Genomic DNA, 23,817 nt, shown 5'->3' on the forward strand with positions numbered 1-23,817 from the left:
AGGCACCACGGTGGAGATCCGCATCGGCATCCTGAACGCCCCCCGCGAGCTCAGCTTCGAGACCGACCAGCCCGCCCCCGAGGTGAGTGAGACGGTCAACAGCGCGATCTCGAACGCGAACCCGGTGCTGGAGCTGATCGACAACCACGGCGCGAAGTACCTCGTCCCGGTCGCGAGCATCGCCTATGTGCAGCTCGGCGCCGAAGAGACCCGACGCGTCGGCTTCGTCGCCTGAGGCTCCTCTCATGGAGCTGATGTTCATCGCTCTCGCCGGCATCCTCATCGGCTTTGCCGGCCGGTACCTGCTGCCCTGGCGCAGCACCCACGGCGCGGCCCTGATGCCGGCGCTCGGCGGGATCGCTGCGATGGTCCTCTGGGTGGGGCTCACCTGGGCGGGTCTCAAGTGGGACGCGGGCGTGATCTGGTGGATCACCCTGTTCGGCACGGGCGTAGTCGTGGCCGCCGTCGACATCCTGGTCGGCCAGGTGCGCACGGTGTCAGACGCGGCCTTGCTCGAGCACGTGACCCAGCACGGCGTCGCCGCCTGAGCGCAGCCGCGCGCCGCTCGCGCACACGCTCGACCCGCGCCGGGCGGTGAGCCGCATGCGACTCAGGCCGTGAGCCCCAGCGCGTCCATGCGCCGAGTGTGGGCCGCGACGATCTCGGCGTACAGGGCCGCGGTGTGCGCATCATCCGCATCGATGTCGCCCGTCAGCCGCAGGCCCGAGCGCGTCAAGAGCAGCGCGTCGCCGACCAGCCGCCGGCCCCACATGGCCAGGCGTGCGGCGAGCCGGTGATCCCCGTCGATGTGCTCTTTCAAGATGGACTGCAGAGCGTGCCGGTCGGCTGGGTCGACCGCGAAGATCGCAGGCAGGTCCTTGATGCCGCCGGCGTCGACCCCCTGGGCGAGCTCGGCGAAGAAGTCCTCGAGCAGCGCCCCGCAGAGGTGCGCGGAGAGCACTCGCTCAACCCAGTCGTGACCCGCGCTCACCGCGTCGAGCTCGGCGACGCGCGGCAAGTGCTCGCGCAGTTCGACCTCTGGGTCGCCGTCGAAGCGGCGCAGTTCGGCAACGAGGCGCCGGTGGCGGCCGAGCGCATTGGCGGCGGCCTGACCGATGGATTCCTTCGCGCTGTAGCTCGGAGCATCCGCCACCAGCCCAGACAGCTGCTCGAACGCGCTCAGCTCAACACTCGCCGAGAGCCCAAGGAAGGGCCTGAGGTCCGGCGCGATCGCGGCGAGATCCGCGGCGACACCGGGTTTGCGCTCGCGGCGCGGCCGCAGCCGAGGAGCGTCGAGCACGAGCCGGCGTCGGCGGAACCACGAGAAGGGCACGCAGGGAAGTCTAAAAGCAACCCTAGGTAAGATATGAGAAGGCTTGAGGATTCTCCCTCGCCGTCCGACACCTGACAGGTATCTTTTTCGTGACTTTCGCAGATCTCAACATCGACAACGACATCGTCGACGCGCTAGCCGGCAAGGGCATTGCCGAGCCGTTCCCCATTCAGCAGCAGACGATCCCCCTGGCGCTCGCCGGGCAGGACATCATCGGCCAGGCCAAGACCGGCACCGGAAAGACCTTCGGCTTCGGCCTGCCCGTCATCCAGCGGCTCGGCTTCGATCCGGCGCCGGGCGTCAAGGCGCTCATCGTCGCGCCGACCCGCGAGCTCGCCGTGCAGGTGTCCGAAGACATGGAGCTCGGCGCGTCGAACCGCCCGACCAAGGTCGTCGCGATCTACGGCGGGAAGGCGTACGAGGGCCAGGTCGCCGCGATCAAGGACGGCGCACAGATCGCCGTCGGCACGCCGGGGCGCCTCCTCGACCTGGCCGGCCAGCGCCTGCTCGACCTGTCACAGGTGACCGAGGTCGTGCTCGACGAGGCCGACAAGATGCTCGACCTGGGCTTCTTGCCCGACATCGAGAAGATCTTCCAGCAGCTTCCCGCCGTGCGGCACACCATGCTCTTCTCGGCGACGATGCCGGGGCCGATCGTCGCGCTCGCACGCCGTTTCATGAACAAGCCCATCCACATCCGCGCGAACGACCCCGACGAGGGCATCGTCCAGGCCAACATCAAGCACGTCATCTACCGCGCGCACTCGCTCGACAAAGATGAGGTGATCGCCCGCATCCTGCAGGCGGAGGGGCGCGGCAAGACGGTCATCTTCACTCGCACGAAGCGCGCGGCCGCAAAGCTGCAGGACGAGCTCGCCGACCGCGGCTTCCCTGCGGTCAGCGTCCACGGCGACCTGAACCAGGAGCAGCGCGAGCGCAACATGGCCGCGTTCAAGGCGGGCAAGAAAGAGATCCTGATCGCGACGGATGTCGCAGCGCGCGGCATCGACGTCGACGACGTCACGCACATCATCAACCACACGATCCCCGACGACGAGAAGACCTACCTGCACCGCGCGGGCCGCACCGGCCGCGCGGGCAAGACCGGCATCGCCGTGACCTTCGTCGACTGGGAGGACCTGCACAAGTGGGCCCTCATCAACCGCGCGCTCGAGTTCGGCCAGCCCGAGCCGACCGAGACCTACTCCTCGTCGCCGCACCTCTACACCGACCTCAACATCCCCGAAGGCACCAAGGGGCGCCTCAAGACGACCCCGAAGCCCAACGTCGAGTCCGAGGTCGCGAAGCAGGGGCGCCCCGAGAGCGCACGATCGGCTGGAACGCGAAGCCGTCGCCGTACCCGCTCGGGCGGAGGGCAGACGGATGCCCCGGCCGAGGCATCCGCTGTCAAAGAGCCCGCCGCCGGCACCCACGACGGGCAGGGTGCAGAGCACCACGACGGCAACGCGGCCCCGCGCCGTCGCCGCCGCCGTCGCTCTGGCAGTGCCGGCCCCGCGAACTCGGGCCCGACGGCATAGTCCACGGGGCGCTCCGGGGTGGCGTGGCTTACTTCAGCGCGAGCGCGTTCGGAGGTGACCCGATAGCCCCCGGAAAATTCCAGGGCGCGCTGGTGAGGAACACGTCGTAACGGCCGTCGGCCCGGCAGTCTCGCGCGAGCTCGTCAAGCTGCCACAGCTCGCCGATCGCGAGACCGTAGAGGCCGATCAGGATCCGGTGGAGCGACCCGAACGGCCCCGGATCCTCCTCGCCGGGCCACACTTCGAGGCCGACGGTGTCGCTCGCGACACCGACGACGTGCGCATTCCACAGGTACTCGGCCATCGACTCGCTTCGCTCAAGTCCTGGCGCTGCAGTCGACTCCCGCCGAGACATCCGCACCCGTGACTCGCGGCTCTGGTCGCCATACCAGCTCAGGAACCCCGTCCGGACGAGCATCACATCACCGGGCTCGAATTCGACCCCGGCACGATCGCGCGCTTCGTCCAGATCGGCGGCGGTGACGGCCACGCTCTCCCCAGGGCCGCCCCGCTCGGACACCCGCTCGGACACGTCGAGCAGGATTCCCCGCGTGGCGATGCCCCGACGGGCCCAGTGGTCGATCGTGTTGCGCTCGCCTGCGCGGATCTGAGCGCGCGTGGCTCCGTTGTAAAACTGCTCCGGCCGCGCTGCGACGTGGGCCAGCGAATCCCATTGGCTGGACGCCTGCGGGAACAGGTTGTCATATGCGTCGTCGAAGGTACGCCCCGGCCGGCGCTCGATAAGCGTGTGCCGAGGCAGACCGCGATCGAAGAACGGCGGGTCCACGAAGCCCAGCTGGACATCTAGCGGGAACATCGCGCCTCGCCGTACGAGTCGCGCGGCGTCGCGGGTTTTCTCGGGCGTGATCAGGTTCATCAACCCGATGCCATCGTCGGGGCCGAACAAGCCCCACGCCGATCTTGCCCCGCCCTCCTCGTGAGGAAGATCCCGAAACTGCGGCAGTCGGCCCGGGCCGTCATTCATATCGTCTTCTTCCGAAGTGTCCGTCGTCGTTGACGCGAGGGCAGAAGCGCGACTTTCGCATGTCGACCTTGACACGTGACATCGGGCCCGCCATCATCATCGATTGTAGTACAAATTCTGTATTTCGTAGTATCACCACTCAGCAGGTGGACATTGCGGTCCACGCGCGCTACCGGCCACTTCGCTCGCTAGACGAGTGCGGTTCCCGTCAACGATGACGCGGCACGATGCCCTCCCCACGCGATCTCTGCCATAGGAGGATCAGAATGTACGGAGACAAACTCCTCGATCGACGCCAGGTGCTCCGCGCTGGCATCGCCGGCGCGGGCGCGCTCGGGGTCGCCGGGCTGCTCGCGGCTTGCGGGGCATCACCATCGAGCATCAGCTCGGGCTCCGCCGCCCAGAGCGGCGCGATTCTGCCGAAATACGTGCCGTACCCCACTCAGGTGCCCACGCAATTCCCCGGCAACTCGTTCGGCCTCGTGCCGTTCTACAAGACCTACCCGGCCAACCCGAAGTCGGTGACGAAGGGGACGCCTGGCGACGGCAGCGCTGTCTCGGCACTCACCATCACGTACTCACCGATCGTCGCAGGACTCGGCGGCAACAAGTTCTGGCAGGCGGTCAACAAGCGCCTCAACATCAAGCTCGACATGCAGCAGGTCGGCTCGGCCGACTACCTCACCAAGGTGCCGACCGTACTCGCGGGCAACGATCTGCCGGACTTCCTCCAGTTCCAGACCCTGCAGCCCTCGTTCCCCGATCTGCTCAAGGCGAAGTTCCAGGACCTCACGCCATTCCTCGCCGGCGACAAGATCAATGACTACCCGTTCCTCGCCAACATCGCACAGGACTTCTGGAGCAGCGAGGTCGTGTACAACGACGGCCTGTATGGGATTCCGATCCCCGCGTACAAGTTGGTGAACCACTTCTTCTCACGCGACGACCTGATCGAAGCCGCGGGGCAGAACCCCAAATACACGAACTGGACGGAATTCGTCGCGCTGTGCAAGGCGATGACCGACACCCGCCACAACCGCTGGGCGCTCGATCACGTCGTCGAGAACGCGGCCGCCCCGGCCGGCACATTCGGCTTCGCGCTGCAGTGCCTCGGCGTCGGGAACGTCTTCGAGCAGAAGGGCGGCAAGTTCACGAGCTACCACACTGACGACCGCACCAAGGAAGCGATCAGCGCCTGCGCGAGCCTCGTCAAAAAGGGCTACGTGCATCCGGATGCGTTCAGCGGCTCGACCGTCACGTGGTACACGGCGATGGCCAATGGGCAGGCCGTGCTCGGCATGCCGGGCGGCCTGACCACGCTGCCGCGCTTCTTCAACGTGAACAAAGACCCCAACATGAAGATCGGCGGCAGCGGGCCCGTGCCGTGGGATTCGTCCACGACGCCGCACGGCTGGCAGCGCACGCCGTCCTTCAGCATGACGGCCTTCAAGAAGGCATCCGATGACCGAATCAAGATGCTCCTCGAGGTCTGCAACTACCTCGCCGCGCCGTTCGGCAGCGAGGAATACCGCTTCCTGAACTACGGCGTCGAGGGCGTCGACTGGACGCCGACCGCGAGCGGCGACCCCAACGTGACGCAGACCGGGACGGCGGAGACCCTCGGGTTCGGCCTGCCCTACATCGCGGCGCCGCCCCGCGTGCTCTACTACGTCGGCCTCGGCGGCCCCGCCGAGACGCAATACGAAATCGAGAAGGCGACGATGCCGACCTCGATCGCAAACCCCACCCTCGGGCTCTACTCCGAGACTTACGGCCGCAAATGGGCACAGCTCGAACTGAAGATGTACGACACCCAAGCCCAGATCATGAAGGGCGACGCGCCCATCAGCGCGTGGGATGACGCGGTTTCGTCGTGGAAGTCGAATGGCGGAAACCAGCTGCTCTCCGAGTTCAACGACGCTTACGCCAAGTCGCACAAGTGAACGGGGCCCGCGAATGAGCCTCAAGATCACCGACCCCTCCGACATCGCCATCGTCGGTGTCGGTCAGACCAACTACCGCGCGCTCTACGAGGAGCGCGGCGTGAAGCGGGACGCTCAGTCGTTGGCCGCGGCCGCGCTGAAAGAGGCGATCGAAGACGCTGGCATCGCCAAGGAAGACATCGACGGGCTCTTCGTCTCACGGGTGGGATACAACCGCACAGCGAATGTACTCGGCATCCACCACCCGCACTTCGTCCAGGAGCTCGAGGGCTCGGGCCGCATGAGCGGCGTCGCGCTGCAGAACGCGGTGTCACTGATCGCCAGCGGTGCCGCAGAGACTGTCGCGTGCGTCTACGGGAACAATGGCCGCTCCGTGCAGATGAAGTACGGCGGCGAGGGCACCGGTGAGGGTGGAGTCGAGACGGCGGGATACGACGCCATGTACGGAATGACATCGCCGGGCGCATACGTCTCCTTGATGTATCAGCGCTACCGGCACCTCTACGGCGCGCCGGAAGACGCTCTCTACCCGCTGGCTGCCAATAACCGCCGCAATGCTACGAAGAACCCATACGCGGTGTTTCAGAAGGAGCTCAGTCGAGACGACTACCTGGGCTCGCGGTACATCGCCGAGCCATTGCGCCTCTTCGACTACTGCTTGATCAACGACGGCGGCGTCGCCTTCATCGTCACCACGATGGAGAAGGCGCGCACGCTGCCGTCGAAGCCGGTGCGCATCGCCGCCACCGCGGGCATCGCCGAACTGACCAACTTCTACACCAGCCAGGACTTCTTCTATGAGGCGAGCCGCGAGGTCGCGAGGCGCGTGTACGAGAAGAGCGGCTACGGACCGGCGGACATGGATGCGCTAGAGGTCTATGACAACTTCCTTCCGACGATTCTGTTCACGCTCGAGGGCTTCGGCCACGCCGACCGCGGCACTGCATGGGAATGGGTGAGGGAGAACACGATCGGCTATGACGGGGCGCACCCGTTGAACACGTCGGGAAGCCACACGGCCGAGAGCTATATGCAGGGCTGGGCCCTGCACGTGGAGGCAGTGAAGCAGCTCCGCGGCGAGGCAGGCGAGCGCCAGGTCGCCGATTGCAACGTCGTGCAGTACATGTGCGCATCACCGATCGTCACCTCTCACGTCCTCACTGCCGAGTAAAGGAGCAGCGACAAGATGGATCTCGACGCGTTCGCACGACTGCTGCCGCCCGTGACCGAGGGCAACAGAGCGTATTGGGAGGGCCTCGACGCCGGCGAGCTGCGACTGCAGTTCTGCAATCACGACGGCACAGCCCGCTTTCCCGAGAGCCCGGTCTGCCCGCAGTGCCTGTCGCCTGACTTCTCGTGGCGGCCGGCGAAAGGCGAGGCGACCCTCTGGTCGTGGGTCATCATGCATCAGAAGTACCTCGACGCCTTCGACGAACTGCGACCGTACCCTGTTGCGTTCGTGAAACTGGCGGAAGGCCCCTTCATGGTCTCGACCGTCATCGGGGACGTGGACAAGCTCACGGTCGATGCTCCGCTCGAGCTCGTGTTCACCGAAGTCGGGGCGCGCAGCGTTCCCGCATTTCAGGTGACCTCGTGAGTGACGTCCCCGCGCTCGTCAACGACCATGGCGAACCGCTGATGCTCGTGGATCGGCCTGCCGACGGTGTGGTACGAATCACCTTCAACCGACCGCGGCAACGCAATGCGATGAGCGTAGCGGCGCGGACGGCGCTCCTCTCCGCCCTCGACGACGTTCGCGAGACCGCTCGGGTGATCGTCTTGACGGGCGCCGGGCCGGCCTTCTGCGCAGGAATCGACCTCAAAGAGGCCAATGCCGAGGGGCCTGCACGCGATTCGCTCGGCGGCAAGGCCCCATGGATCGCTGTGCAGGAGGCGATCCGCCGGCACCCGGCAATCGTCATCTCAGCCGTGAACGGGTTCGCGCTTGGTGGCGGCGTCACGCTCATCAATACCTCCGATCTGGCGATCGCCGCGGAGGGCGCTCAGATCGGAATGCCGGAGATCGGCTTCGGGCTCTACCCCGGGCTCGCCGGCCCGTCGACCCAGCTGCGAATCAACCAGAAGCGCGCGGCATGGATGGTGCTCACGGGCGAGCGGATCAGCGGGACGACCGCGGCCGAGTGGGGACTCGTCAACGCGGCCGTGCGGCCGGACGAGCTGCAGCACGAGGTCATTGGCCTCGCGACGCGAGTTGCCGAGCACGATCCCGTCACGCTCAGCTGGTGCAAGAAAGCGCTGTGGGAGATCCCCATGCACCTCTCCGACTGGACCTCGGCTCTCGAGTTCGGGGAGGGGGTCGGCGTTCAGATCCGGGCACGGACCGACGTTGTGGCCGCGGGCCTCTCCGAGTTCTCGGCGGGTCGCAGGAACTCGACTCAAGGCATCCCGCCGACCGAAGCCACGACCCCGAAGGGAATCTCATGAGCGCGCAGCCGCGGATCGGGCGGACTCTGCGCGTCGTCGAGTTCGCCCAAGGCGTGGCCGGACCGGTCTGCGGGCGCATGTTCAGCGGCCTCGGTCATGAGGTGATCAAGTGCGAACCGCCCCGAGGCGACTATCTGCGCGGCGACGGAGGCGCAGACGGCGGACTGATGGCGAGCGGATTCCGCGTGCTCAACGCCGGCAAGCGCAGCCTGGTCGTAGATCTGGACTCCGTCGCAGGGGTGGAGCGTGCGCGCCGGTTGATCGCAGCTGCGGATGTCGTGATCACCGACCATCCGCCCGAGAAGATCGCCGAGCTCGGACTCAGAGGCGACGACCGGCGACCGGGTCTGGTCGTCGTGTCCTTCTCTAGCTTCGGGCTTGGCCCGGGCGACCCGTTCGTCCGACCCGACAGTCTGCTCGCCGAGTCCTTCGGTGGTCTCGCTGCGATGATCGGCGAGCCCGATCGATCGCCGCTCAGCCTCGGCGGCGAGCAGACCGCATACTCCGCGGGCTTCACCGGGTTCCTCGGGGCGATGGTCGCACTGTCTGAAGCCGTGGGCGACTTCGTCGACGTCGCACTCGCCGACGTCGCGGCCTATATCGACTGGAAGAGCGACGTGAGCTTCGACGCGAGCGGTGTCGCCCCCCGGCGCACCGGCGTGCGATTTGGCCGGTGGCGCATGCTCCCGGTCGTCGACGGCTGGGTGGGCATCATCTACCAGCCCGACCAGTGGGCGGCGATGGTCGAGCTCATCGATGATCCGCGACTGCGGCGCCCCGAGTTGGAGTCGGAGGCGGGACGCGATCGGCTCGCCGGGGAATGGTGGGCCGCGGTCGAGGAGTGGGCACGCCCCCTTACCCGACGTGAAGTGTTCGAGCGAGCCCAGCAAGCAGGACTCGCGTTCGGCATGGACCTCGACGTCTCCGACCTCGTCGCGGTGGAGCAGTACCTCTCGCGCGGTTTCATTCCCACCGACCCCGTCGCTCCCCTCGGCCCGTTCTTCAAATCGGTCGAGCTCGGGTGGCTCACCGGGCCGGTGCCGGAGCTAGACGAGTATGCCGCCGAGGACACCGATGAGTCGCCTGTGCCAGCCGTCACTTCGCCGGCGTCCGCCCCGCGGCCGCTCGAGGACATGGTCGTGCTCGATCTCGGCACCATCACCGCTGGTGCGGCTGCGGGCCGGCTGCTCGCCGATTACGGGGCCACGGTCATCAAGATCGAGGCGCCAGAGCATCCTGACCCGTTCCGGAACTGGATCGTCGCGGGCGTCGACCCCGCGGATCTGCCGGAGACATCGCCGGCGTTCGAGTCCAACAACGCCGGGAAGCTGGGCGTGGCGCTGGATCTCAAGACCGCGACCGGCCTGGCGACATTTGAGGCCCTCGTCGTTCGTGCCGACGTCGTGCTGGAGAACTTCCGAGTGGGCGTGACCGAGCGGCTCGGCATCGACTACGCGCATCTCCGGCTCCTCAAACCGGACCTCGTGTATCTCTCGCTCTCGAGCCAGGGGCAGAACGGGCCTGAGTCGCGCTATCGCTCGTACGGCTCGACACTGGACATGCTCTCGGGGCTCGCTTCCGTCACCGGGTACGGCGACGGCATTCCGGTGTGGTCCTCGTTCGACGTCAACTATCCGGACCAGATCGTCTCACTGCTCGGCGCCGGTCTCGTGGTCCACTCCTGGCTACGCGGCATTGGAACCCACATCGATCTCTCTCAGCGCGAAACCATCTCGTGGACGCTTGCCGACCGGATCGAACTGTTCCGGTCCACGGGATTGCTCAAGCCGGCGACAGGCAATCACCGGCCGGGAGCGGACCCGCACGACGTCTACCCCGTTCAGGAACCCGATGAGTGGATCGCAGTGGCTTGCTTCAGCAACGAGCAGCGGAGGGCGCTCGCCGACCTCATCGGGGTCGGCGTCTCCGAAGGACCGGCACTCGACCTCGCCGTGCGCGCGTGGGCGCGGACGCTCCCCCGCGCGCACGCTCTCGGGCACCTCTCCGCCGCAGGGATTCCGAGCGCCCCCGTGCTACGCGCCAACGAGAGGGCCGATGATCCGCACTTCGCCGGCCGTCGCGTGTTCCTCGATTCCGAAGCGCGGCGTAAGGGCTTCCCCATGGTGCTCGACGGCTACACGCCGCCGGAGCCGAGCCTCGCTCCGGCGCTCGGTCAGGACACCGAGGCAGTGCTCGCAGCATTCGCCACGTCTCGGGCTCCCGGCGATTCAGACGCGGCTCTCGCCGCCGATGTCGCCACCGCCGCACCGTGAAACCCGCCTGGACGCACGTAACAAAGGAGTCAACGTGACAGCCACCAGTCATTCGACCCAGAAGGTCGGGCGCGCCGCATCCATGCGCGTCGATGAACCAGCGCGACGAGGAACTGCTCGCCAACGCCTTGCCCAGCGCTTCAGGCGGGACCGAGTCCTGCTCGTGCTGGCGATACCGGGAATCCTGCTCCTGCTCCTGTTCCGCTACGTGCCGCTGCTCGGCAACGTCATCGCGTTCCAGGACTTCCAGCCGTTCCTCGGCATCTTCCACAGCAGCTGGTCGGGTCTGCAGAACTTCCAGATCCTCGCCGACCCCGATTTCTTGAACGCCCTTAAGAACACCGTGATCATCACACTGATCCAGGTCGTCCTGGTGTTCCCGCTGCCGATCATCGTGGCGATCATGCTCAATGGGATGCTGTCGGAGCGGATCAAACGGATCGTGCAATCGATCCTCTACATGCCTCACTTCCTCTCCTGGGTCATGGTCGTGGCAATCACGCAGCAGTTCCTCGGCGGAACGGGCATCGTCAACCTCGGCCTTCGGAGTGCGGGGATGCAGGCGATCAACGTCGTCGGAAATCAGCACTGGTTCCTCACGCTGATCACCTCACAGGTGGTGTGGAAGGACACGGGATGGGCCACGATCCTCTTTCTGGCGGCCCTGAGCCGCATCGACGTCGGCCTCTACGAGGCAGCAAGCGTCGACGGCGCGAGTCGCTGGGGACAGACCTGGCACATCACCCTGCCCGGGCTGCGGTCGATCATCATCCTGCTGCTCATCCTGCGCCTCGGCGACGCGCTGAACGTGGGCTTCGAGCAGATCCTGCTGCAGCAGCCCGCGGTCGGGTTGCATGCCAGCGAGGTTCTGGACACCTACGTCTACAACAGCGGCATCATCGGCGGCAACTGGGGGCCTGCGGCGGTCGTCGGCCTGCTGAAGGGCGTGGTCGGCGTCATTCTCGTCGTCGGCGCGAACTCCGTCGCCCACGCGTTCGGCGAACCTGGCCTATATGAAGGGAAGAGTGCACGATGAGCACGCTCGTACGCACGGCGCCAGCACCCGCGGCGAGGACACGGAAGTCCCACCGCCCACTGCTTCAAGCGGGCATGCCGCCCGAGTCGGTCGCGATGCGGATCGTCAAGGCCATCGTCCTCGTCCTGCTCTGCGCCATCGTCATCGTTCCCTTTGTGAGCGTGGTAGCGACGAGCCTCGCGGACCAGCAGCAGATCACGAACGCGGGCGGCTTTGTGCTGTGGCCGACGCATCCGAGTTTGTTGGCATACAAGTCACTGTTCGCAGGCGGGGTCGTCACCAGGGCGCTCGTGATCAGCCTCCTGATCACGGCCGTGGGAACCGCTATCAGCCTCGCCGCGACGGGAACTCTCGCGTATGCGTTGAGCCGGCCGGACAGTCTCGGCCACCGGCCGCTGCTGCTCATCGTCCTTACGACGCTGCTGTTCGCTCCCGGCATCATTCCGAACTACCTGATCGTCCAGCAACTCGGACTGCTCAATAACTACTGGTCACTGATCCTGCCGGTCGCGGTCAACGGCTTCAACGTCATCGTCATGCGCGCGTTCTTCATGGACATTCCCCGCGAACTGACCGAGGCCGCCCGAATCGACGGCGCGGGCGAATGGCACGTACTTCGCCACGTGGTTCTGCCGCTGTCCAAGGCTGTGATCGCCGTGGTCGGGCTGTTCTACGCAGTTGCCTACTGGAACGCGTTCTTCAACGCCCTGCTCTACCTCAACGACAACTCGAAGTGGCCGCTGCAGCTGGTCGTGCGGAGCTACGTGATCCAAAGCGTGACGCTGAGCGACCCGCTGAACTCCGGGCCGGTACCCCCGACGGATGCTGTGCAGACCGCCATCCTCGTCATCTCCATCGTGCCCATCCTGCTCGTCTATCCCTTCCTGCAACGGCATTTCGCGAAGGGCGTCCTGACCGGCGCTGTGAAGAACTGACGCACGCCCCTCCGCCATCACCACCAGCACCACTTGAGAGGAATCATTATGAGAATCGGCGTAGATGTCCCACCCTTGCGCGAAGACGGCACACTGCTCGACGCGAAAGAACTGATGGCAAAAGCCAGGATGATCGAAGATGCAGGGCTCGACGGCATCTGGACCGGCGACGCCTCCTACTATCGCGGGCAGTACACGGAAGTGGACCCCCTGCAGTGGAGCGTCATCGCCGCCGCCGGCACGGAGCACATCGAGGTCGGGCTGACGGTGCTCCAGGTGCCGCTCCGCGAGCCCGTCGACCTGGCCCAGCGACTGCTGACCATTCATGCCCTCGCGAACGGCCGCTTCACCGCCGGTGTCGGTGCCGGCTCCACCCTGCGTGGCGCGTTCGAGGCCGTACACGTCGACTACGAGAACCGCTTCAAGATCTTTCACTCGCATATGGACAAGATCCGCAGGTTGCTGAACGGCGAGGAGGTTGACGAGGCCGTGATTCCGCCGTTCCCGGGTACCGAGGGCGGCCCGCGCTTCGTGCTCGGCGCCTGGAGCAGTCCAGTATCGCTGCGCCGAGCGGTTCGCGACTACGACGGCTGGATGAGCTCGTCGGGCCTCACCAACATCAAGGTGATGGCCGACGGCATCAAGAGCTACCGCGATCTCGGAGGCACCCGCGCGATGACGACAACCTGCCGTATCGACCTGAGCGCGCCCGATGAGAAGCTCGACGAGGACGGCCCGTTCACACTCATCTGCGGACCCCAGGAGGCCGCAGAGCGCCTCAATCGGCTCGTGGAGCTCGGATTCGACGACGTCTGCCTGCGGTTCGTCGACCGGAACGAGGCCGCGTCGCATCGCCGGCGCAACTTCACGGCGGAGGATCTTGAACAGATTCGCTCCTTGCTGCCGAAGGACCCGACGAGCGCGGTGCGGCCGCTCACGACTGCCGAGGCGAGCGCTGCATGACCAAGCCCCACACTCGAGCTCGGTTTGTATGATGTATTCCAACACGCGCGATTGCACTTGAGGAGCAGGCCCATGGCTGAAATGAACCTGATGGTGGCGCAGGTTGAGGAATCGATCCCCGCCCGGGTGGTGCGGGTCGTCAGGCAGGCGATCCTCGACGGCGTCCTGGCGCCCGGGCGCCGGCTCACCGAGCGCGAGTTGTGCGAGCTGACCGGCGTCTCGCGCACCTCGATCCGCGAAGCGATCCTGCACCTGCAGAATCTCGGGCTCGTCGAGCCGAGCGACAGTCGGGGCATCCGTGTCGTCGTCCTCGGACGCGACGATGTGCAGCACATCTACGAGTTGCGCGAGGCGCTCGAAGCTCTGGCAGCCGAGCTGTTCGTCCGCCACGCGACGGACGACGAGGCGGAGGAGCTGCAGCGGTACGTCCCGCCGGCCGACGCGGCGAGCGAGCAGCGCATGGAGCTGATCTTCAAGTTCGACGAGCTGCTTATCGCGGGCTCCCACAATCCGCTTCTTCGCGACGCGCTTGAGACGCTTCACACCAGGGTGCACGCCCTGCGTCGCCTATCGACTTCCGTCGAAGGGCGCCAGGAGGCATCAAGCAGAGAGTTCCTCGAGATCGCAGAGGCCATCCGCGCACGCGACCCGGAGCGAGCCTCCAGCGCCGTGCACCAGCATGTACGCGCGGCGGCCGAGGCGGCGCTCATCGCCGTCGACCGCCTCGACGACAGCGCGGCCGGTGCGGAGGAGAAGCGACGCCTGCAGGTTCGCCCGGTGACATCGGCGTGAGCGTGCACGCCGATGACTGGGGCGGACTCGGGCCCGCGCTGCTGTTCTGCCCCGGCAACCGCCCCGAGCGGTTCGTCAAGGCGGCGGAGCGCTCGGACGGCGTGATCGTCGATCTCGAGGACGCCGTCCCCGTCGACCAGAAAGAGGACGCGCGCCGCGCTGTCGGGCGCTCAGACCTGGACCCTGACCGGACTCTCGTCCGCGTCAATAGCGGCTCGCCGCGTGAACTCGACCGTGACCTTGCCGCGCTCGCCGGCACGGGTTTCCGACGGATCGTTGCCGGCAAGTGCGAGTCTGTCGACGAGCTCGACGTGCTCACTGGCTTTGACGTCGTGCCGCAGATCGAGACCCCGTTGGGCCTGCTCCGAATCGAGGCGATCGCAGCCCACTCTGCTGTTGTCGCGGTGTTCTGGGGTACAGAGGATTTCGTCCAACTGCTCGGAGGCGTCTCCGGCCGCGAGCCCGACGGCGACCTCATTGACCCGCTGCGCCACGCCCGCTCGCGCGTGCTCATCGCGGCGGCGGCGTTCGGCAAGCCGGCGATCGACGCGCCGTTCACGGACTATTCCGACAGCGACGGGCTCGCGCACCGGGCCGCGGCAGCCGCCCGCTCGGGATTCACCGCAAGCGCCTGCGTGCACCCGAACCAGGTGCGGACGGTGCGCGACGCATACCGTCCCGACGCCGAAGCCGTCGCCCGCGCTCAGGAGCTGGTGGCGCGCGCAGCGCAGGCCGACGGCGCATTCGCGTCCGGCGGTGCAATGATCGACGCTCCGATCGTTCTTCAGGCGCAGCGCGTACTCGCCCGAGCGGCGGCTCTGCCGCCACTCTGATGCGGCGCCCGACGCACCCCCGGCTTGTCAGGCGCTACGACGCGCGAGGTACGCCGATTCGGCGACGATGCGGTCGAGCGCCGCGGGCGCCGTCGTGTTCTCTCCGAGCAGATTCGGCTTGCCCGCGCCGTGGTAGTCGCTCGAGCCGGTGACGAGCAGGTCGTGCGCCGCCGCGAACTCGAGCAGGAATGCCTGCCCGTCCGTGGTGTTCTCGCGATGATCGACTTCGAAACCTGCGAGTCCCGCGTCGACGAGTGACGCCAGGTAGTCGGTATCGAGCACATTGTCGCGGCCGCGAGTCGCGGGGTGAGCGAGCACCGGCACTCCCCCGGCGCCGCGAATCAGGCGAACGCCCTCGAGCGGCGACGGCGCGTACAGCGGCTCGAAGTAGCCGCCGCGCGGGTGCAGCAGCGTCGCGAACGCCTCGTTGCGATCGAGGACATGACCGCGCGTCACGAGCGCGTCGGCGATGTGCGGTCGGCCGACGGATGCTCCAGGCGTGGTGTGGGCGAGCACGTCGTCCCAGGTGAGCTCGTAGTCCTCGGCGAGGCGGCTCACGATCGCCTCCGCCCGCGTGCGGCGCGCATCGCGAATCCGTGCGCACTCGGCCACGAGCGCCGCGTCCGCCTCGTCGAAGAAGTACGCGAGCATGTGCACGCTCTTCCAGCCGTAGCGCGTCGAGAGCTCCATACCCGGAACGAAGTCGACGTCGACACGAAGCGCGGCGGCGGATGCCTCGGCCCAGCCGGCCGTCGAGTCGTGGTCGGTGAGAGCGACGGTGCCGAGGCCGGCGGTCGCAGCCGCCTCGATCAGCTCCGCGGGCGTCTGCGTGCCATCGGACACGCTCGAGTGCGTGTGGAGGTCGATGGGCGTGCGGAATGCCACTCGTCAATGGTAGTTGCGGCTGGGCGACCGACCGGCGCGGTTTCGGACCCGCGGTGCAGAATAGAGGCCATGGCATCGAGCGACGCGCAGACCACCACCACAGCCCCCCGAGCCACGTCGAACCGCTCCACCCTTCCGGCCGCTTCGGCTTTCCAGGAGTACATCGGCGCGAACTGGGCCGAGCGAACGGATGCCGTGCCGCCGGCTCGCGAACAGGCCGCCTACGCGGCCGCTCGCCGCGCAAAGCTCTCCGCCCTTTACGCCGGAAAGCGTCTCATCGTTCCCGCCGGCAACGCGAAGGTGCGCAGCAACGACACCGACTTCCCCTTCCGCGCGCATTCTGCGTTCTCGTGGCTGACCGGCTGGGGCGGCGACGCCGAGCCCGACTCGGTGCTGGTGTTCGAGCCGGCGAGCGACGCCGCCGAGGGCCACCTCGTCACGCTGTACTTCCGGGAGCGCGCCGGGCGCGACTCGAATGAGTTCTACTCGAACCCGCAGATCGGCGAGTTCTGGATCGGTGCACGCCCGTCGGCCGCTCAGGTGTCAGGCGACCTCGGGCTTACCACCGCCGGCATCGCCGGGGTCGCCGATGTGATCGCCGCGGCGGGCGCCGACACGATCGTCGTGCGTGACGCCGATGCGGGTCTGACCCAGGCAGTCGACGCGGCCCGGGACGGCGCGACCGATGTTACGGCCGCCGATCTCGCGTCGGCCGACGCCGAGTTCGCGCGCACCCTCTCCGAGCTGCGGCTCGTGAAAGACGACTTCGAGTTGGCCGAGCTGCGCGCCGCGGTCGCCGCGACACAGCGCGGCTTCGAGGACGTCATCCGTGCACTGCCCGAGATCACGGCGCACGTTCGAGGCGAGCGCCTCGTCGAGGGCGTGTTCTACACGCGGGCCCGAGGCGACGGCAACGCGGTCGGCTACGACACGATCGCCGCCGCCGGCCCGCACGCCTGCATCCTGCACTGGACCCGCAACGACGGGCCGGTGCTGCCCGGCGAGCTGATCCTGATCGACGCGGGCGTCGAGGTCGAGAGCCTCTACACGGCCGACATCACCCGCACGCTGCCCGCGAGCGGAACCTTCAGCGACGCTCAGCGCCTCGTCTATGAGACCGTACGCGAGGCTGCCGACGCAGCGTTCGCGATCGCGCGGCCCGGCATCCGCTTCCGTGAGGTTCACGCCGCTGCGATGGCGGTCATCGCACGCCGCACCGCCGAGTGGGGCCTGCTGCCGGTCACCGCCGAAGAAGCGCTCGAGGCCGATCAGCAGCAGCACCGGCGATACATGGTGCACGGCACGAGCCACCACCTCGGGCTCGACGTCCACGACTGCGCCGCCGCGAGGCGCGAGATGTATCACGACGGGCTGCTTGAGCCCGGCATGGTGTTCACGATCGAGCCGGGGCTGTACTTCCAGCCCGACGACCTCACCGCGCCCGAGCACCTGCGCGGCATCGGCGTGCGCATCGAGGACGACGTCGTCGTCACGGAAGGCGGCGTCGAGAGCCTCTCTGCGGGCATCCCCCGCACGGCCGACGAGGTCGAGGCGTGGATCGCGGCGCTGCGCTCCTAGCAGTGCCCAAACGCCCGCGCGCTGTGCCCGAACGCCCGCGCGCTGTGCCCGGATGGCGCAATTGTTGCCGATACAGCGGGCACAGTTGCGCCGTTCGGGCACACCTACCGCGCAAAGTCGGCCGGCCGGCAGCGCGTCAGAGAATGGTCCCCGTGCCTCGACCCGCGTTCGACAGCACGTTGCGCGCCCGATTCGCGATCTCCGGGTCGACGACGACCGCGTAACTCGTCGCAAGCACGGCGGTCTGCGACGTGTAGTCGCGGCGGCTGCGAGTCAGCGCGTACGAGACGAGCCCGAAGAGCATTCCGAAGCCCGCGCCGAGCAGCACGGCCGCGAACTCGAGGCTCAGATCGGCGCGGCCGGTGTTGAAGATGAACAGCACGATCGCGAGGAAGATGCCGAACCAGGCGCCGCTCGCGGCCCCGGCGAGCGCGACGCGCCCCCAGCTGAGGCGCCCCGTGATGTGCTCGACGGTCTTCAGGTCGTTGCCCACGATCGAGACGCCGTTCACGGGGAAATCTGCGCGAGCCAGGACATCGACGGTCTGCTGCGCCTCGAGGTAGCTCTCGTATGACGCGATGACGTCGCCTTTCGGCACGGTAGGCAGGGGCATTCCGCGACGACCCCCAAGGGGGTTTGTGCTGGTCATGCAGACATACTCGCACGCAGCTTCTCGAATGGACCCGCGGGCTAGGCTTATTTCGTGAGTGCACAGCGGGTCTTCGTTGCGCGCCTCGCCGGATGCCTCGTCTTCGACCCTGTCGGCGACCGGGTCGGCAAGGTGCGCGATGTCGTCGTGGTGTATCGCGAGGGCGGTTCTCCGCGCGTGGTCGGCCTCGTCGTCGAGATCCCCGGGAAGCGCCGCGTCTTCGTCTCGATCACCCGCATCACCTCGATCGGTGCCGGCCAGGTGATCACGACAGGGCTCATCAACGTGCGCCGCTTCGAGCCGCGCGCAGGTGAGGTGCGGGTCATCGCCGAGATCCTCGGCAGGCAGGTGCGGTTCCGCGACGGCAGCGGCACGGCGACGATCGAAGACATCGCGATCACCCAGGCGCCGAGTGGCCTGTGGAACGTGACGCAGCTGTTCGTGCGGCGCCCCAAGACCTCCGCGTCGCCGTTTGCGAAGGGCGCGACCCAGTTCACGACGTGGGCCGAGGTGCAAGAAGCGGATGCATCGGCCGGTGACCCGCAGTCGGCCGAGCAGCTGATCGCCACCTACGCCGATCTGAAGCCGGCCGACCTGGCAATCAGCCTGCTCGAGCTGCCGGAGGAGCGTCGCGTCGAGGTCGCCGCCGAGCTGCCCGACGAGCGCCTGGCCGACGCGCTCGAAGAGATGCAGGAGCAGGACCAGGTCGAGCTCCTGCGCGCCCTCGACGACGAGCGCGTCGCCGACGTGCTCGACCAGATGCAGCCCGATGACGCGGCCGACCTGATCGCCCAACTGCCGGAAGACGATCGTGAGCACCTCCTCCAGCTGATGCAGCCGGAAGAAGCGGAGGACGTGCGCATGCTGCTCAACTACGCACCGAACTCGGCCGGCGGCCTGATGACGACCGAGCCGGTGATCATGTCGGCCGACGCCACGGTCGCCGAGGCGCTCGCGCTGATCCGCCGCGAAGAGCTCGCCCCGGCGCTTGCCGCGGCGGTGTTCCTCACGCTGCCGCCGTACGAGCCGCCGACGGGCCGGTTCCTCGGGGTCGTGCACTATCAGCGCATGCTGCGCCATCCGCCTCACGAGAGGCTCGGCGCCCTCGTCGACCAGGGGCTGGAGGCGGTCCATGTCGACGCGTCGATCGCCGAGGTCTCACGCACGCTGGCCAGTTACAACCTCGTCTCGGTGCCCGTCGTCGACGACGGCGACCGGCTCGTCGGCGTCGTCACGATCGACGACATCCTCGACCATCTGCTGCCGGACGACTGGCGAAGTCGCGACGAAGAGGACGCCGCGCTGAAACGTTCGGCCGCAGCTCATACGGGAAGCATCAACATCGTCGGAAACCAGGCAGCACGCAGCGGGAGCGCTGGAATAAGGAGGTGAGTCATGGCACGTGTCGAGGGCCGGGTCAGAGGGCTGGACGCCCCGAAGGGCCTCTCAGGCCGCGCGCGCAGAGGGCGGGACACCGACCGCTTCGGTCGCTTCACCGAATGGCTCGCCCGGGCGATGGGCACACCGTGGTTCATCGCCGGTCTGACGATCTTCTGCCTCGTCTGGCTGGCGTGGAACACCTTCCTGCCGGCTGCGGTGCACTTCGATTCGCAGAAGAACGGCTACACGGTGCTCACCCTCGTGCTGTCGCTGCAGGCGTCGTACGCCGCGCCCCTGATCCTGCTCGCGCAGAACCGGCAGGATGATCGCGACCGGGTCCAGTTCGAGCAGGACCGCCAGCAGGCCACCCGCAACCTCGCCGATACCGAGTACCTGGCTCGCGAGGTCGTCGCTCTGAGGCTCGCGCTGCGCGAGGCGCCCACGAAGGACTTCATTCGGCAGGAGCTGCGCGCGCTCTTCGACGAGCTCGAGGCCGCACGCGAGGCGCCGGCCGACGCTGAGCCTGAACCCGTGACGGATGCCGTTGACTGACCTCGTGCCGCTGGTCGAGGCGGCGCTGGCGCACGTCATCGACCCCGAGATCCGGCTGCCCATCACGGAGCTCGGCATGGTCGACTCCGTGAGCGTGGATGCGGCGGGCACAGCATCCGTCGCGATCAAGCTGACCATCGTCGGGTGCCCGGCCGCCGACCGCATCGAGCGCGACGTGCGTGACGCGGTCGAGGGCGTGCCCGGCGTTGCCGGCGCCCGCCTCGACGTGTCGGTGATGACGGCGGCCGAGCGCGCCGCGCTCACCGAGCGGCTGCGCGGCGGCCGCGAGCGCACGATGCCGTTCGGGCCCGGGTCGCTCACCCGCGTCTACGCGGTCACGTCCGGGAAGGGCGGCGTCGGCAAGTCGACGCTCACCGCGAATCTCGCGGTTGCGCTCGCGGCGCGCGGCCTCCGGGTCGGCTTGGTCGATGCGGATGTGCACGGATTCTCCATCCCCGGCCTCCTCGGCCTCGGCGGCGCGCGCCCGACCCGCGTGGACGACATGATCCTTCCCCCGGTTGCGTTTGGGGTGAAGGCGGTGTCCATCGGCATGTTCCTCGACCCCGACCGCGGCCAGGGCCGGTCCTCAGCGGTCGCGTGGCGTGGCCCGATGCTGCACCGCACGATCCAGCAGTTCCTCACGGACGTGTACTTCGGCGACCTCGACGCCCTGCTGCTCGACCTGCCGCCCGGCACGGGCGATATCGCGATTTCAGTCGGGCAGCTGCTGCCGAACGCCGAGGTCATCGTCGTCACGACGCCGCAGCAGGCTGCGGCCGAGGTCGCCGTGCGCTCCGGCGCGCTGGCCGCGCAGACCGGGCAACGGGTCTACGGGGTGGTCGAGAACATGTCGGGGCTCCCCCAGTCCGACGGCTCGATGCTCGAGCTCTTCGGCTCGGGCGGAGGTGCGCTCGTCGCGGCCGAACTCGATGCGCCCCTGCTCGGGCAGGTGCCCCTGTCGATTGCGCTGCGCGAGGGCGGCGACGCGGGCACGCCGATCGTGCTCGAGAACCCGGCGGATCCCGCATCCGTCGTCATCGCGGTCATCGCGGACGCGATGTCGACTCGCCCCCGCAACCTCGCCGGCCGCAGCCTGCCCGTCTCGCCGGTCTAAGTGGCTTCCGCGTCGAACGGGGGCAGCGCACCGACCGCGAGCTGCTCGTCGGAGCGCGTCGCGACCGACGAGAGGCCGACCACCTGAGCGGGCTCTTCGGCGTCTTCGCTGAACAGCGCGTCGCGGATGATTCGGCGTGGGTCGTACTGACGCGGGTCGAGCTTCTGCCAGTCGATGTCGTCGAAGACCTCGGCCCCGACCTCCTCGCGAACGCGCTCGCGCGCGCTGTCGGCGTACTTGCGGATGTTGCGGACGAACTCGCCGAGTTTCTGAGCGTACAGCGGCAGGCGCTGGGGCCCGACGAGCATGACGGCGATCGCCGCGATCACCAGCAGCTTGTCGAATGAGAACCCGAGCACTAGCACATCGTAATCGCTTGTCGCCGTGCGTCAGACCCGAGTGCAGAGGACCGGAAGATATCCTGACCTCTGGAAGTTCGGAGGCCCATGTCGGACAACGACATCAACTGGAAGTTCGCGAGCGATGTGGTCGTCGAGAGCGAGGTGATCGCCCGCGCCCGCCAGCACTCACTCGAGCTCGGCGTGACCCCGATCGCACCCGCGGTGGGCGCTCAAGCAGCGGTCGTCGTGGCGGCCAGCGGCGCGACGAAGATCATCGAGATCGGCACGGGCGTCGGCGTCTCGGGTCTCTGGCTGCTGCGCGGTGCCGCCGATGCCGAGCTCACCAGCATCGACTCGGAGGTGGACCACCAGCAGTACGCGAGGCAGTCATTCCTCGAGGTGGGGGCGCTGCCGGCGAAGATCCGGCTGATCGCGGGCCGCGCACTCGACGTGCTGCCGCGCATGAACGAGAACGCCTACGACGTCGTGCTGGTCGACGCCGATCCGGCGCACGTCATCGAGTACGTCGAGCACGGGCTGCGCCTCGCGCGGCCCGGCGGCACGGTGCTCGTGCCGCACGCGCTGTGGCAGGGCAAGGTCGGCAACCCCGCCAACCGCGACGACACTCCGACCGCCTTCCGCACTCTGATCAGCGAGATCTCCCAGTCCACCGCGGTCGTGAGCGCGCTGTCGATCGTCGGCGACGGTCTGCTGCAGATCACGAAACTGGACTAGCGGCTTAACCACGAGAGCCGCCCCGAAGGGCGGCTCTCGTGAGACACAGCCTGTCAGTTGCCGCCGATGGCACTCGCAAGGGCGTTGTGAAGCTCCTTGGCCTCGTCGTCGTTGACCGAAACGACCAAGCGGCCCCCGCCTTCAAGAGGAACGCGCACGATGATGAGCCGCCCCTCTTTCACAGCCTCCATGGGTCCGTCTCCGGTTCTCGGCTTCATGGCCGCCATGTAGCTCCCCTTTCGTGGTTTGACTCCATTATCTCGTACGCCCCACCCAGTACCGAAACCGGGGTCACGGCGGCGACCAGTCGTAGTCGCCGATCGTCCACGCGAGCAGCAGCCAGCCCACCTGCGCGGCGACGAAGACAACCACCATGCCGATGCGATACCAGCGGGCGCGCGGAGCGGCGATCACCCCGAGTGCTGGGAACATCGGCAGCAGGATCCGGAAAGTGCTCGACTGCGGGAAGAACACCGCGAGCACGTACAGGCCGTAGGCGGCGAGCCACAGCCGCAGTTCCATGCCGAGGCGCCGCGCAGGCGGGATGAGCAAGAACGCGGCGAACAGCAGTATTAACACGACAAGTGTCAGATACCCGACCCATGCCGGAGTGTGCAGCCACAGGGTGAACCACCATTTCGCCGCCTCGAACCACGGCGTGAACGGCACGAGGGGGCCCCACCCTGTGTACGACGCGCGCCAGGACAGCTCCGTCTGCGTGTATGCACTCGGGTAGCCGGTCACGTGGCCGGCGATCACAGGCCAGGCGAGGCCCGCGACGAAGGCGACGAGCGTGGCGATGACGGATGCCGTGAGCTCCGGCATCCGCATCGGCTCGCGCCCCCGCCACGCCCGCCAGAGCCGCCACACGATCCACAGCCCGAGGGCCAGGGCGAGCGCGACCTCGCCCGGACGCGTGAACGCGGCGACCACGATGAACGGCAGCATCAGCCAGAAACGTCGCTTCACCCAGAGGTACAGGATCACGACCAGCAGCAGCTCGAACATCGACTCCGCATAGGCCACCTGGTAGAGAGCCGCGACCGGTGCGATCGAGAACAGCACGGTGGCGTACATGGCCGTCGACGGCCTGAGCCGCGTGCGCATGAGCTTGTAGAACATCATCGTCGCGCCCCACGCGCACACGACGGAGACGATCACCGCGGCGAGCTCCCACGACATCGTGGTCACGAATATGAGGCCCTTGACGATGTACGGGTACACCGGCAGGAACGCCCACTGGTTCTGCAGCACATGGCCCGTCGGATCGAACTGCAGCTCGCGCGGGTACCCGAACTGCTCGACCGTCTGATACCAGCGGCCGTCCCAGATGTTGGCGAAGTCGAGATAGCGCGGGTGCGCACCCGTCCACGCGTTGGCCCCCTCGATCGCGGCCTGCCAGAGCAGCAGCAGCGTGTCGAGCACACGCCCGGCCAGGAACATCGCCGTCACCCGGGCCCACCACGGCAGGGCGCACCAGCGCGCGGTCAGCGGCATCCGCTCGCAG

General features: G+C 67.6%; 25 protein-coding genes. 18 read left to right on the plus strand and 7 right to left on the minus strand.

Annotation, left to right across the window (positions count from 1 at the left end):
• The first annotated feature begins 10 nt into the window (after nt 1-10).
• Nucleotides 11-235: a DUF3107 domain-containing protein gene (locus ACFOYW_RS00685; RefSeq protein WP_390226628.1), complete on the plus strand. Its 225-nt coding sequence runs from the start codon at nt 11-13 to the stop codon at nt 233-235.
• A 10-nt stretch (nt 236-245) separates the two neighbouring features.
• A complete protein-coding gene (locus ACFOYW_RS00690) occupies nt 246-548 on the plus strand; it encodes a hypothetical protein (protein ID WP_390226629.1) in 303 nt (100 codons plus the stop codon).
• A gap of 62 nt (nt 549-610) precedes the next feature.
• Here the strand turns inward: ACFOYW_RS00690 and ACFOYW_RS00695 are convergent, their stop codons facing one another.
• On the minus strand, nt 611-1,333 hold the full coding sequence (locus tag ACFOYW_RS00695) for a ferritin-like fold-containing protein (RefSeq protein WP_390226630.1): 723 nt from the start codon (nt 1,331-1,333) through the stop codon (nt 611-613).
• Nucleotides 1,334-1,422: 89 nt separating this feature from the next.
• On the opposite strand from ACFOYW_RS00695, the gene ACFOYW_RS00700 reads away from it, so the two are divergent.
• Nucleotides 1,423-2,871, plus strand: a complete 1,449-nt coding sequence (locus ACFOYW_RS00700; protein ID WP_390226631.1) for a DEAD/DEAH box helicase — start codon at nt 1,423-1,425, stop codon at nt 2,869-2,871.
• Nucleotides 2,872-2,899: 28 nt separating this feature from the next.
• Here the strand turns inward: ACFOYW_RS00700 and ACFOYW_RS00705 are convergent, their stop codons facing one another.
• Entirely contained in the window at nt 2,900-3,748 is an 849-nt protein-coding gene (locus tag ACFOYW_RS00705; protein ID WP_390226632.1) for a cyclase family protein, read from the minus strand.
• Between the two features lie 374 nt (nt 3,749-4,122).
• Here ACFOYW_RS00705 and ACFOYW_RS00710 point away from each other — a divergent pair, with 374 nt between their 5' ends.
• From ACFOYW_RS00710 to ACFOYW_RS00755, 10 genes are all read left to right on the plus strand, one after another.
• Complete coding sequence (locus tag ACFOYW_RS00710) at nt 4,123-5,799, plus strand: extracellular solute-binding protein (protein ID WP_390226633.1); 1,677 nt, start codon at nt 4,123-4,125, stop codon at nt 5,797-5,799.
• Between the two features lie 13 nt (nt 5,800-5,812).
• The gene (locus tag ACFOYW_RS00715; RefSeq protein ID WP_390226634.1) at nt 5,813-6,970 is read left to right on the plus strand and encodes a thiolase family protein; all 1,158 of its coding nucleotides are present in this window, start codon (nt 5,813-5,815) and stop codon (nt 6,968-6,970) included.
• A gap of 15 nt (nt 6,971-6,985) precedes the next feature.
• A complete protein-coding gene (locus ACFOYW_RS00720) occupies nt 6,986-7,396 on the plus strand; it encodes a Zn-ribbon domain-containing OB-fold protein (RefSeq protein WP_390226635.1) in 411 nt (136 codons plus the stop codon).
• Entirely contained in the window at nt 7,393-8,244 is an 852-nt protein-coding gene (locus ACFOYW_RS00725; RefSeq protein ID WP_390226636.1) for an enoyl-CoA hydratase/isomerase family protein, read from the plus strand. The genes ACFOYW_RS00720 and ACFOYW_RS00725 overlap by 4 nt, the downstream gene beginning before the upstream one ends.
• On the plus strand, nt 8,241-10,517 hold the full coding sequence (locus tag ACFOYW_RS00730) for a CaiB/BaiF CoA-transferase family protein (protein ID WP_390226637.1): 2,277 nt from the start codon (nt 8,241-8,243) through the stop codon (nt 10,515-10,517). Before ACFOYW_RS00725 ends, ACFOYW_RS00730 begins: the two co-directional genes overlap by 4 nt.
• Before the next feature lie 34 nt (nt 10,518-10,551).
• On the plus strand, nt 10,552-11,553 hold the full coding sequence (locus tag ACFOYW_RS00735) for an ABC transporter permease (RefSeq protein WP_390226638.1): 1,002 nt from the start codon (nt 10,552-10,554) through the stop codon (nt 11,551-11,553).
• A complete protein-coding gene (locus ACFOYW_RS00740) occupies nt 11,550-12,488 on the plus strand; it encodes a carbohydrate ABC transporter permease (RefSeq protein ID WP_390226639.1) in 939 nt (312 codons plus the stop codon). The genes ACFOYW_RS00735 and ACFOYW_RS00740 overlap by 4 nt, the downstream gene beginning before the upstream one ends.
• A gap of 48 nt (nt 12,489-12,536) precedes the next feature.
• A complete protein-coding gene (locus tag ACFOYW_RS00745; protein WP_390226640.1) occupies nt 12,537-13,451 on the plus strand; it encodes an LLM class flavin-dependent oxidoreductase in 915 nt (304 codons plus the stop codon).
• A gap of 72 nt (nt 13,452-13,523) precedes the next feature.
• On the plus strand, nt 13,524-14,243 hold the full coding sequence (locus ACFOYW_RS00750; RefSeq protein WP_390226641.1) for a GntR family transcriptional regulator: 720 nt from the start codon (nt 13,524-13,526) through the stop codon (nt 14,241-14,243).
• Nucleotides 14,244-14,245: 2 nt separating this feature from the next.
• On the plus strand, nt 14,246-15,076 hold the full coding sequence (locus ACFOYW_RS00755) for an HpcH/HpaI aldolase/citrate lyase family protein (protein WP_390226642.1): 831 nt from the start codon (nt 14,246-14,248) through the stop codon (nt 15,074-15,076).
• A gap of 27 nt (nt 15,077-15,103) precedes the next feature.
• Here the strand turns inward: ACFOYW_RS00755 and ACFOYW_RS00760 are convergent, their stop codons facing one another.
• The gene (locus ACFOYW_RS00760; RefSeq protein WP_390226643.1) at nt 15,104-15,961 is read right to left on the minus strand and encodes a PHP domain-containing protein; all 858 of its coding nucleotides are present in this window, start codon (nt 15,959-15,961) and stop codon (nt 15,104-15,106) included.
• Between the two features lie 69 nt (nt 15,962-16,030).
• Between ACFOYW_RS00760 and ACFOYW_RS00765 the strand changes: the two genes are divergently transcribed.
• Complete coding sequence (locus ACFOYW_RS00765) at nt 16,031-17,539, plus strand: aminopeptidase P family protein (RefSeq protein ID WP_390226645.1); 1,509 nt, start codon at nt 16,031-16,033, stop codon at nt 17,537-17,539.
• A gap of 136 nt (nt 17,540-17,675) precedes the next feature.
• Here ACFOYW_RS00765 and ACFOYW_RS00770 read toward each other — a convergent pair whose 3' ends face one another.
• The gene (locus ACFOYW_RS00770; protein WP_390226646.1) at nt 17,676-18,188 is read right to left on the minus strand and encodes a general stress protein; all 513 of its coding nucleotides are present in this window, start codon (nt 18,186-18,188) and stop codon (nt 17,676-17,678) included.
• A gap of 54 nt (nt 18,189-18,242) precedes the next feature.
• On the opposite strand from ACFOYW_RS00770, the gene ACFOYW_RS00775 reads away from it, so the two are divergent.
• Genes ACFOYW_RS00775 through ACFOYW_RS00785 form a run of 3 tightly spaced genes read left to right on the plus strand, consistent with a single transcriptional unit; the run spans nt 18,243 to nt 21,234 of the window.
• Nucleotides 18,243-19,580: a magnesium transporter MgtE N-terminal domain-containing protein gene (locus tag ACFOYW_RS00775; protein WP_390226647.1), complete on the plus strand. Its 1,338-nt coding sequence runs from the start codon at nt 18,243-18,245 to the stop codon at nt 19,578-19,580.
• Between the two features lie 3 nt (nt 19,581-19,583).
• The gene (locus ACFOYW_RS00780) at nt 19,584-20,120 is read left to right on the plus strand and encodes a DUF1003 domain-containing protein (protein ID WP_390226648.1); all 537 of its coding nucleotides are present in this window, start codon (nt 19,584-19,586) and stop codon (nt 20,118-20,120) included.
• Nucleotides 20,107-21,234 carry an Mrp/NBP35 family ATP-binding protein gene (locus ACFOYW_RS00785; protein ID WP_390226649.1) on the plus strand — a complete coding sequence of 376 codons (1,128 nt, stop codon included), beginning with the start codon at nt 20,107-20,109 and terminating at the stop codon, nt 21,232-21,234. The genes ACFOYW_RS00780 and ACFOYW_RS00785 overlap by 14 nt, the downstream gene beginning before the upstream one ends.
• Here the strand turns inward: ACFOYW_RS00785 and ACFOYW_RS00790 are convergent.
• The gene (locus ACFOYW_RS00790; RefSeq protein WP_390226650.1) at nt 21,231-21,593 is read right to left on the minus strand and encodes a twin-arginine translocase TatA/TatE family subunit; all 363 of its coding nucleotides are present in this window, start codon (nt 21,591-21,593) and stop codon (nt 21,231-21,233) included. The two genes, ACFOYW_RS00785 and ACFOYW_RS00790, sit on opposite strands and share 4 nt — an antisense overlap.
• An 87-nt stretch (nt 21,594-21,680) precedes the next feature.
• Here ACFOYW_RS00790 and ACFOYW_RS00795 point away from each other — a divergent pair, with 87 nt between their 5' ends.
• Nucleotides 21,681-22,310: an O-methyltransferase gene (locus ACFOYW_RS00795; RefSeq protein ID WP_390226651.1), complete on the plus strand. Its 630-nt coding sequence runs from the start codon at nt 21,681-21,683 to the stop codon at nt 22,308-22,310.
• Nucleotides 22,311-22,363: 53 nt separating this feature from the next.
• Here the strand turns inward: ACFOYW_RS00795 and ACFOYW_RS00800 are convergent, their stop codons facing one another.
• Both ACFOYW_RS00800 and ACFOYW_RS00805 read right to left on the minus strand, forming a co-directional pair.
• A complete protein-coding gene (locus ACFOYW_RS00800; RefSeq protein WP_390226652.1) occupies nt 22,364-22,537 on the minus strand; it encodes a DUF3117 domain-containing protein in 174 nt (57 codons plus the stop codon).
• A gap of 64 nt (nt 22,538-22,601) precedes the next feature.
• Nucleotides 22,602-23,807, minus strand: a complete 1,206-nt coding sequence (locus ACFOYW_RS00805) for a hypothetical protein (RefSeq protein ID WP_390226653.1) — start codon at nt 23,805-23,807, stop codon at nt 22,602-22,604.
• Nucleotides 23,808-23,817: the final 10 nt, after the last annotated feature.

Source organism: Gryllotalpicola reticulitermitis, assembly GCF_042651345.1.
Lineage (GTDB): Bacteria > Actinomycetota > Actinomycetes > Actinomycetales > Microbacteriaceae > Gryllotalpicola > Gryllotalpicola reticulitermitis.

What these genes read in the sequence shown, in the direction of transcription:
- ACFOYW_RS00805 (WP_390226653.1), bottom strand. Translation starts at nt 23,807, where the DNA reads ATGCCGCTGACCGCGCGCTGGTGCGCCCTGCCGTGGTGGGCCCGGGTG.
- ACFOYW_RS00715 (WP_390226634.1), top strand. Translation starts at nt 5,813, where the DNA reads ATGAGCCTCAAGATCACCGACCCCTCCGACATCGCCATCGTCGGTGTC.
- ACFOYW_RS00750 (WP_390226641.1), top strand. Translation starts at nt 13,524, where the DNA reads ATGGCTGAAATGAACCTGATGGTGGCGCAGGTTGAGGAATCGATCCCC.
- ACFOYW_RS00785 (WP_390226649.1), top strand. Translation starts at nt 20,107, where the DNA reads ATGCCGTTGACTGACCTCGTGCCGCTGGTCGAGGCGGCGCTGGCGCAC.
- ACFOYW_RS00795 (WP_390226651.1), top strand. Translation starts at nt 21,681, where the DNA reads ATGTCGGACAACGACATCAACTGGAAGTTCGCGAGCGATGTGGTCGTC.
- ACFOYW_RS00745 (WP_390226640.1), top strand. Translation starts at nt 12,537, where the DNA reads ATGAGAATCGGCGTAGATGTCCCACCCTTGCGCGAAGACGGCACACTG.
- ACFOYW_RS00705 (WP_390226632.1), bottom strand. Translation starts at nt 3,748, where the DNA reads ATGAACCTGATCACGCCCGAGAAAACCCGCGACGCCGCGCGACTCGTA.
- ACFOYW_RS00740 (WP_390226639.1), top strand. Translation starts at nt 11,550, where the DNA reads ATGAGCACGCTCGTACGCACGGCGCCAGCACCCGCGGCGAGGACACGG.
- ACFOYW_RS00800 (WP_390226652.1), bottom strand. Translation starts at nt 22,537, where the DNA reads ATGGCGGCCATGAAGCCGAGAACCGGAGACGGACCCATGGAGGCTGTG.
- ACFOYW_RS00690 (WP_390226629.1), top strand. Translation starts at nt 246, where the DNA reads ATGGAGCTGATGTTCATCGCTCTCGCCGGCATCCTCATCGGCTTTGCC.
- ACFOYW_RS00730 (WP_390226637.1), top strand. Translation starts at nt 8,241, where the DNA reads ATGAGCGCGCAGCCGCGGATCGGGCGGACTCTGCGCGTCGTCGAGTTC.
- ACFOYW_RS00770 (WP_390226646.1), bottom strand. Translation starts at nt 18,188, where the DNA reads ATGACCAGCACAAACCCCCTTGGGGGTCGTCGCGGAATGCCCCTGCCT.
- ACFOYW_RS00780 (WP_390226648.1), top strand. Translation starts at nt 19,584, where the DNA reads ATGGCACGTGTCGAGGGCCGGGTCAGAGGGCTGGACGCCCCGAAGGGC.
- ACFOYW_RS00710 (WP_390226633.1), top strand. Translation starts at nt 4,123, where the DNA reads ATGTACGGAGACAAACTCCTCGATCGACGCCAGGTGCTCCGCGCTGGC.
- ACFOYW_RS00720 (WP_390226635.1), top strand. Translation starts at nt 6,986, where the DNA reads ATGGATCTCGACGCGTTCGCACGACTGCTGCCGCCCGTGACCGAGGGC.
- ACFOYW_RS00765 (WP_390226645.1), top strand. Translation starts at nt 16,031, where the DNA reads ATGGCATCGAGCGACGCGCAGACCACCACCACAGCCCCCCGAGCCACG.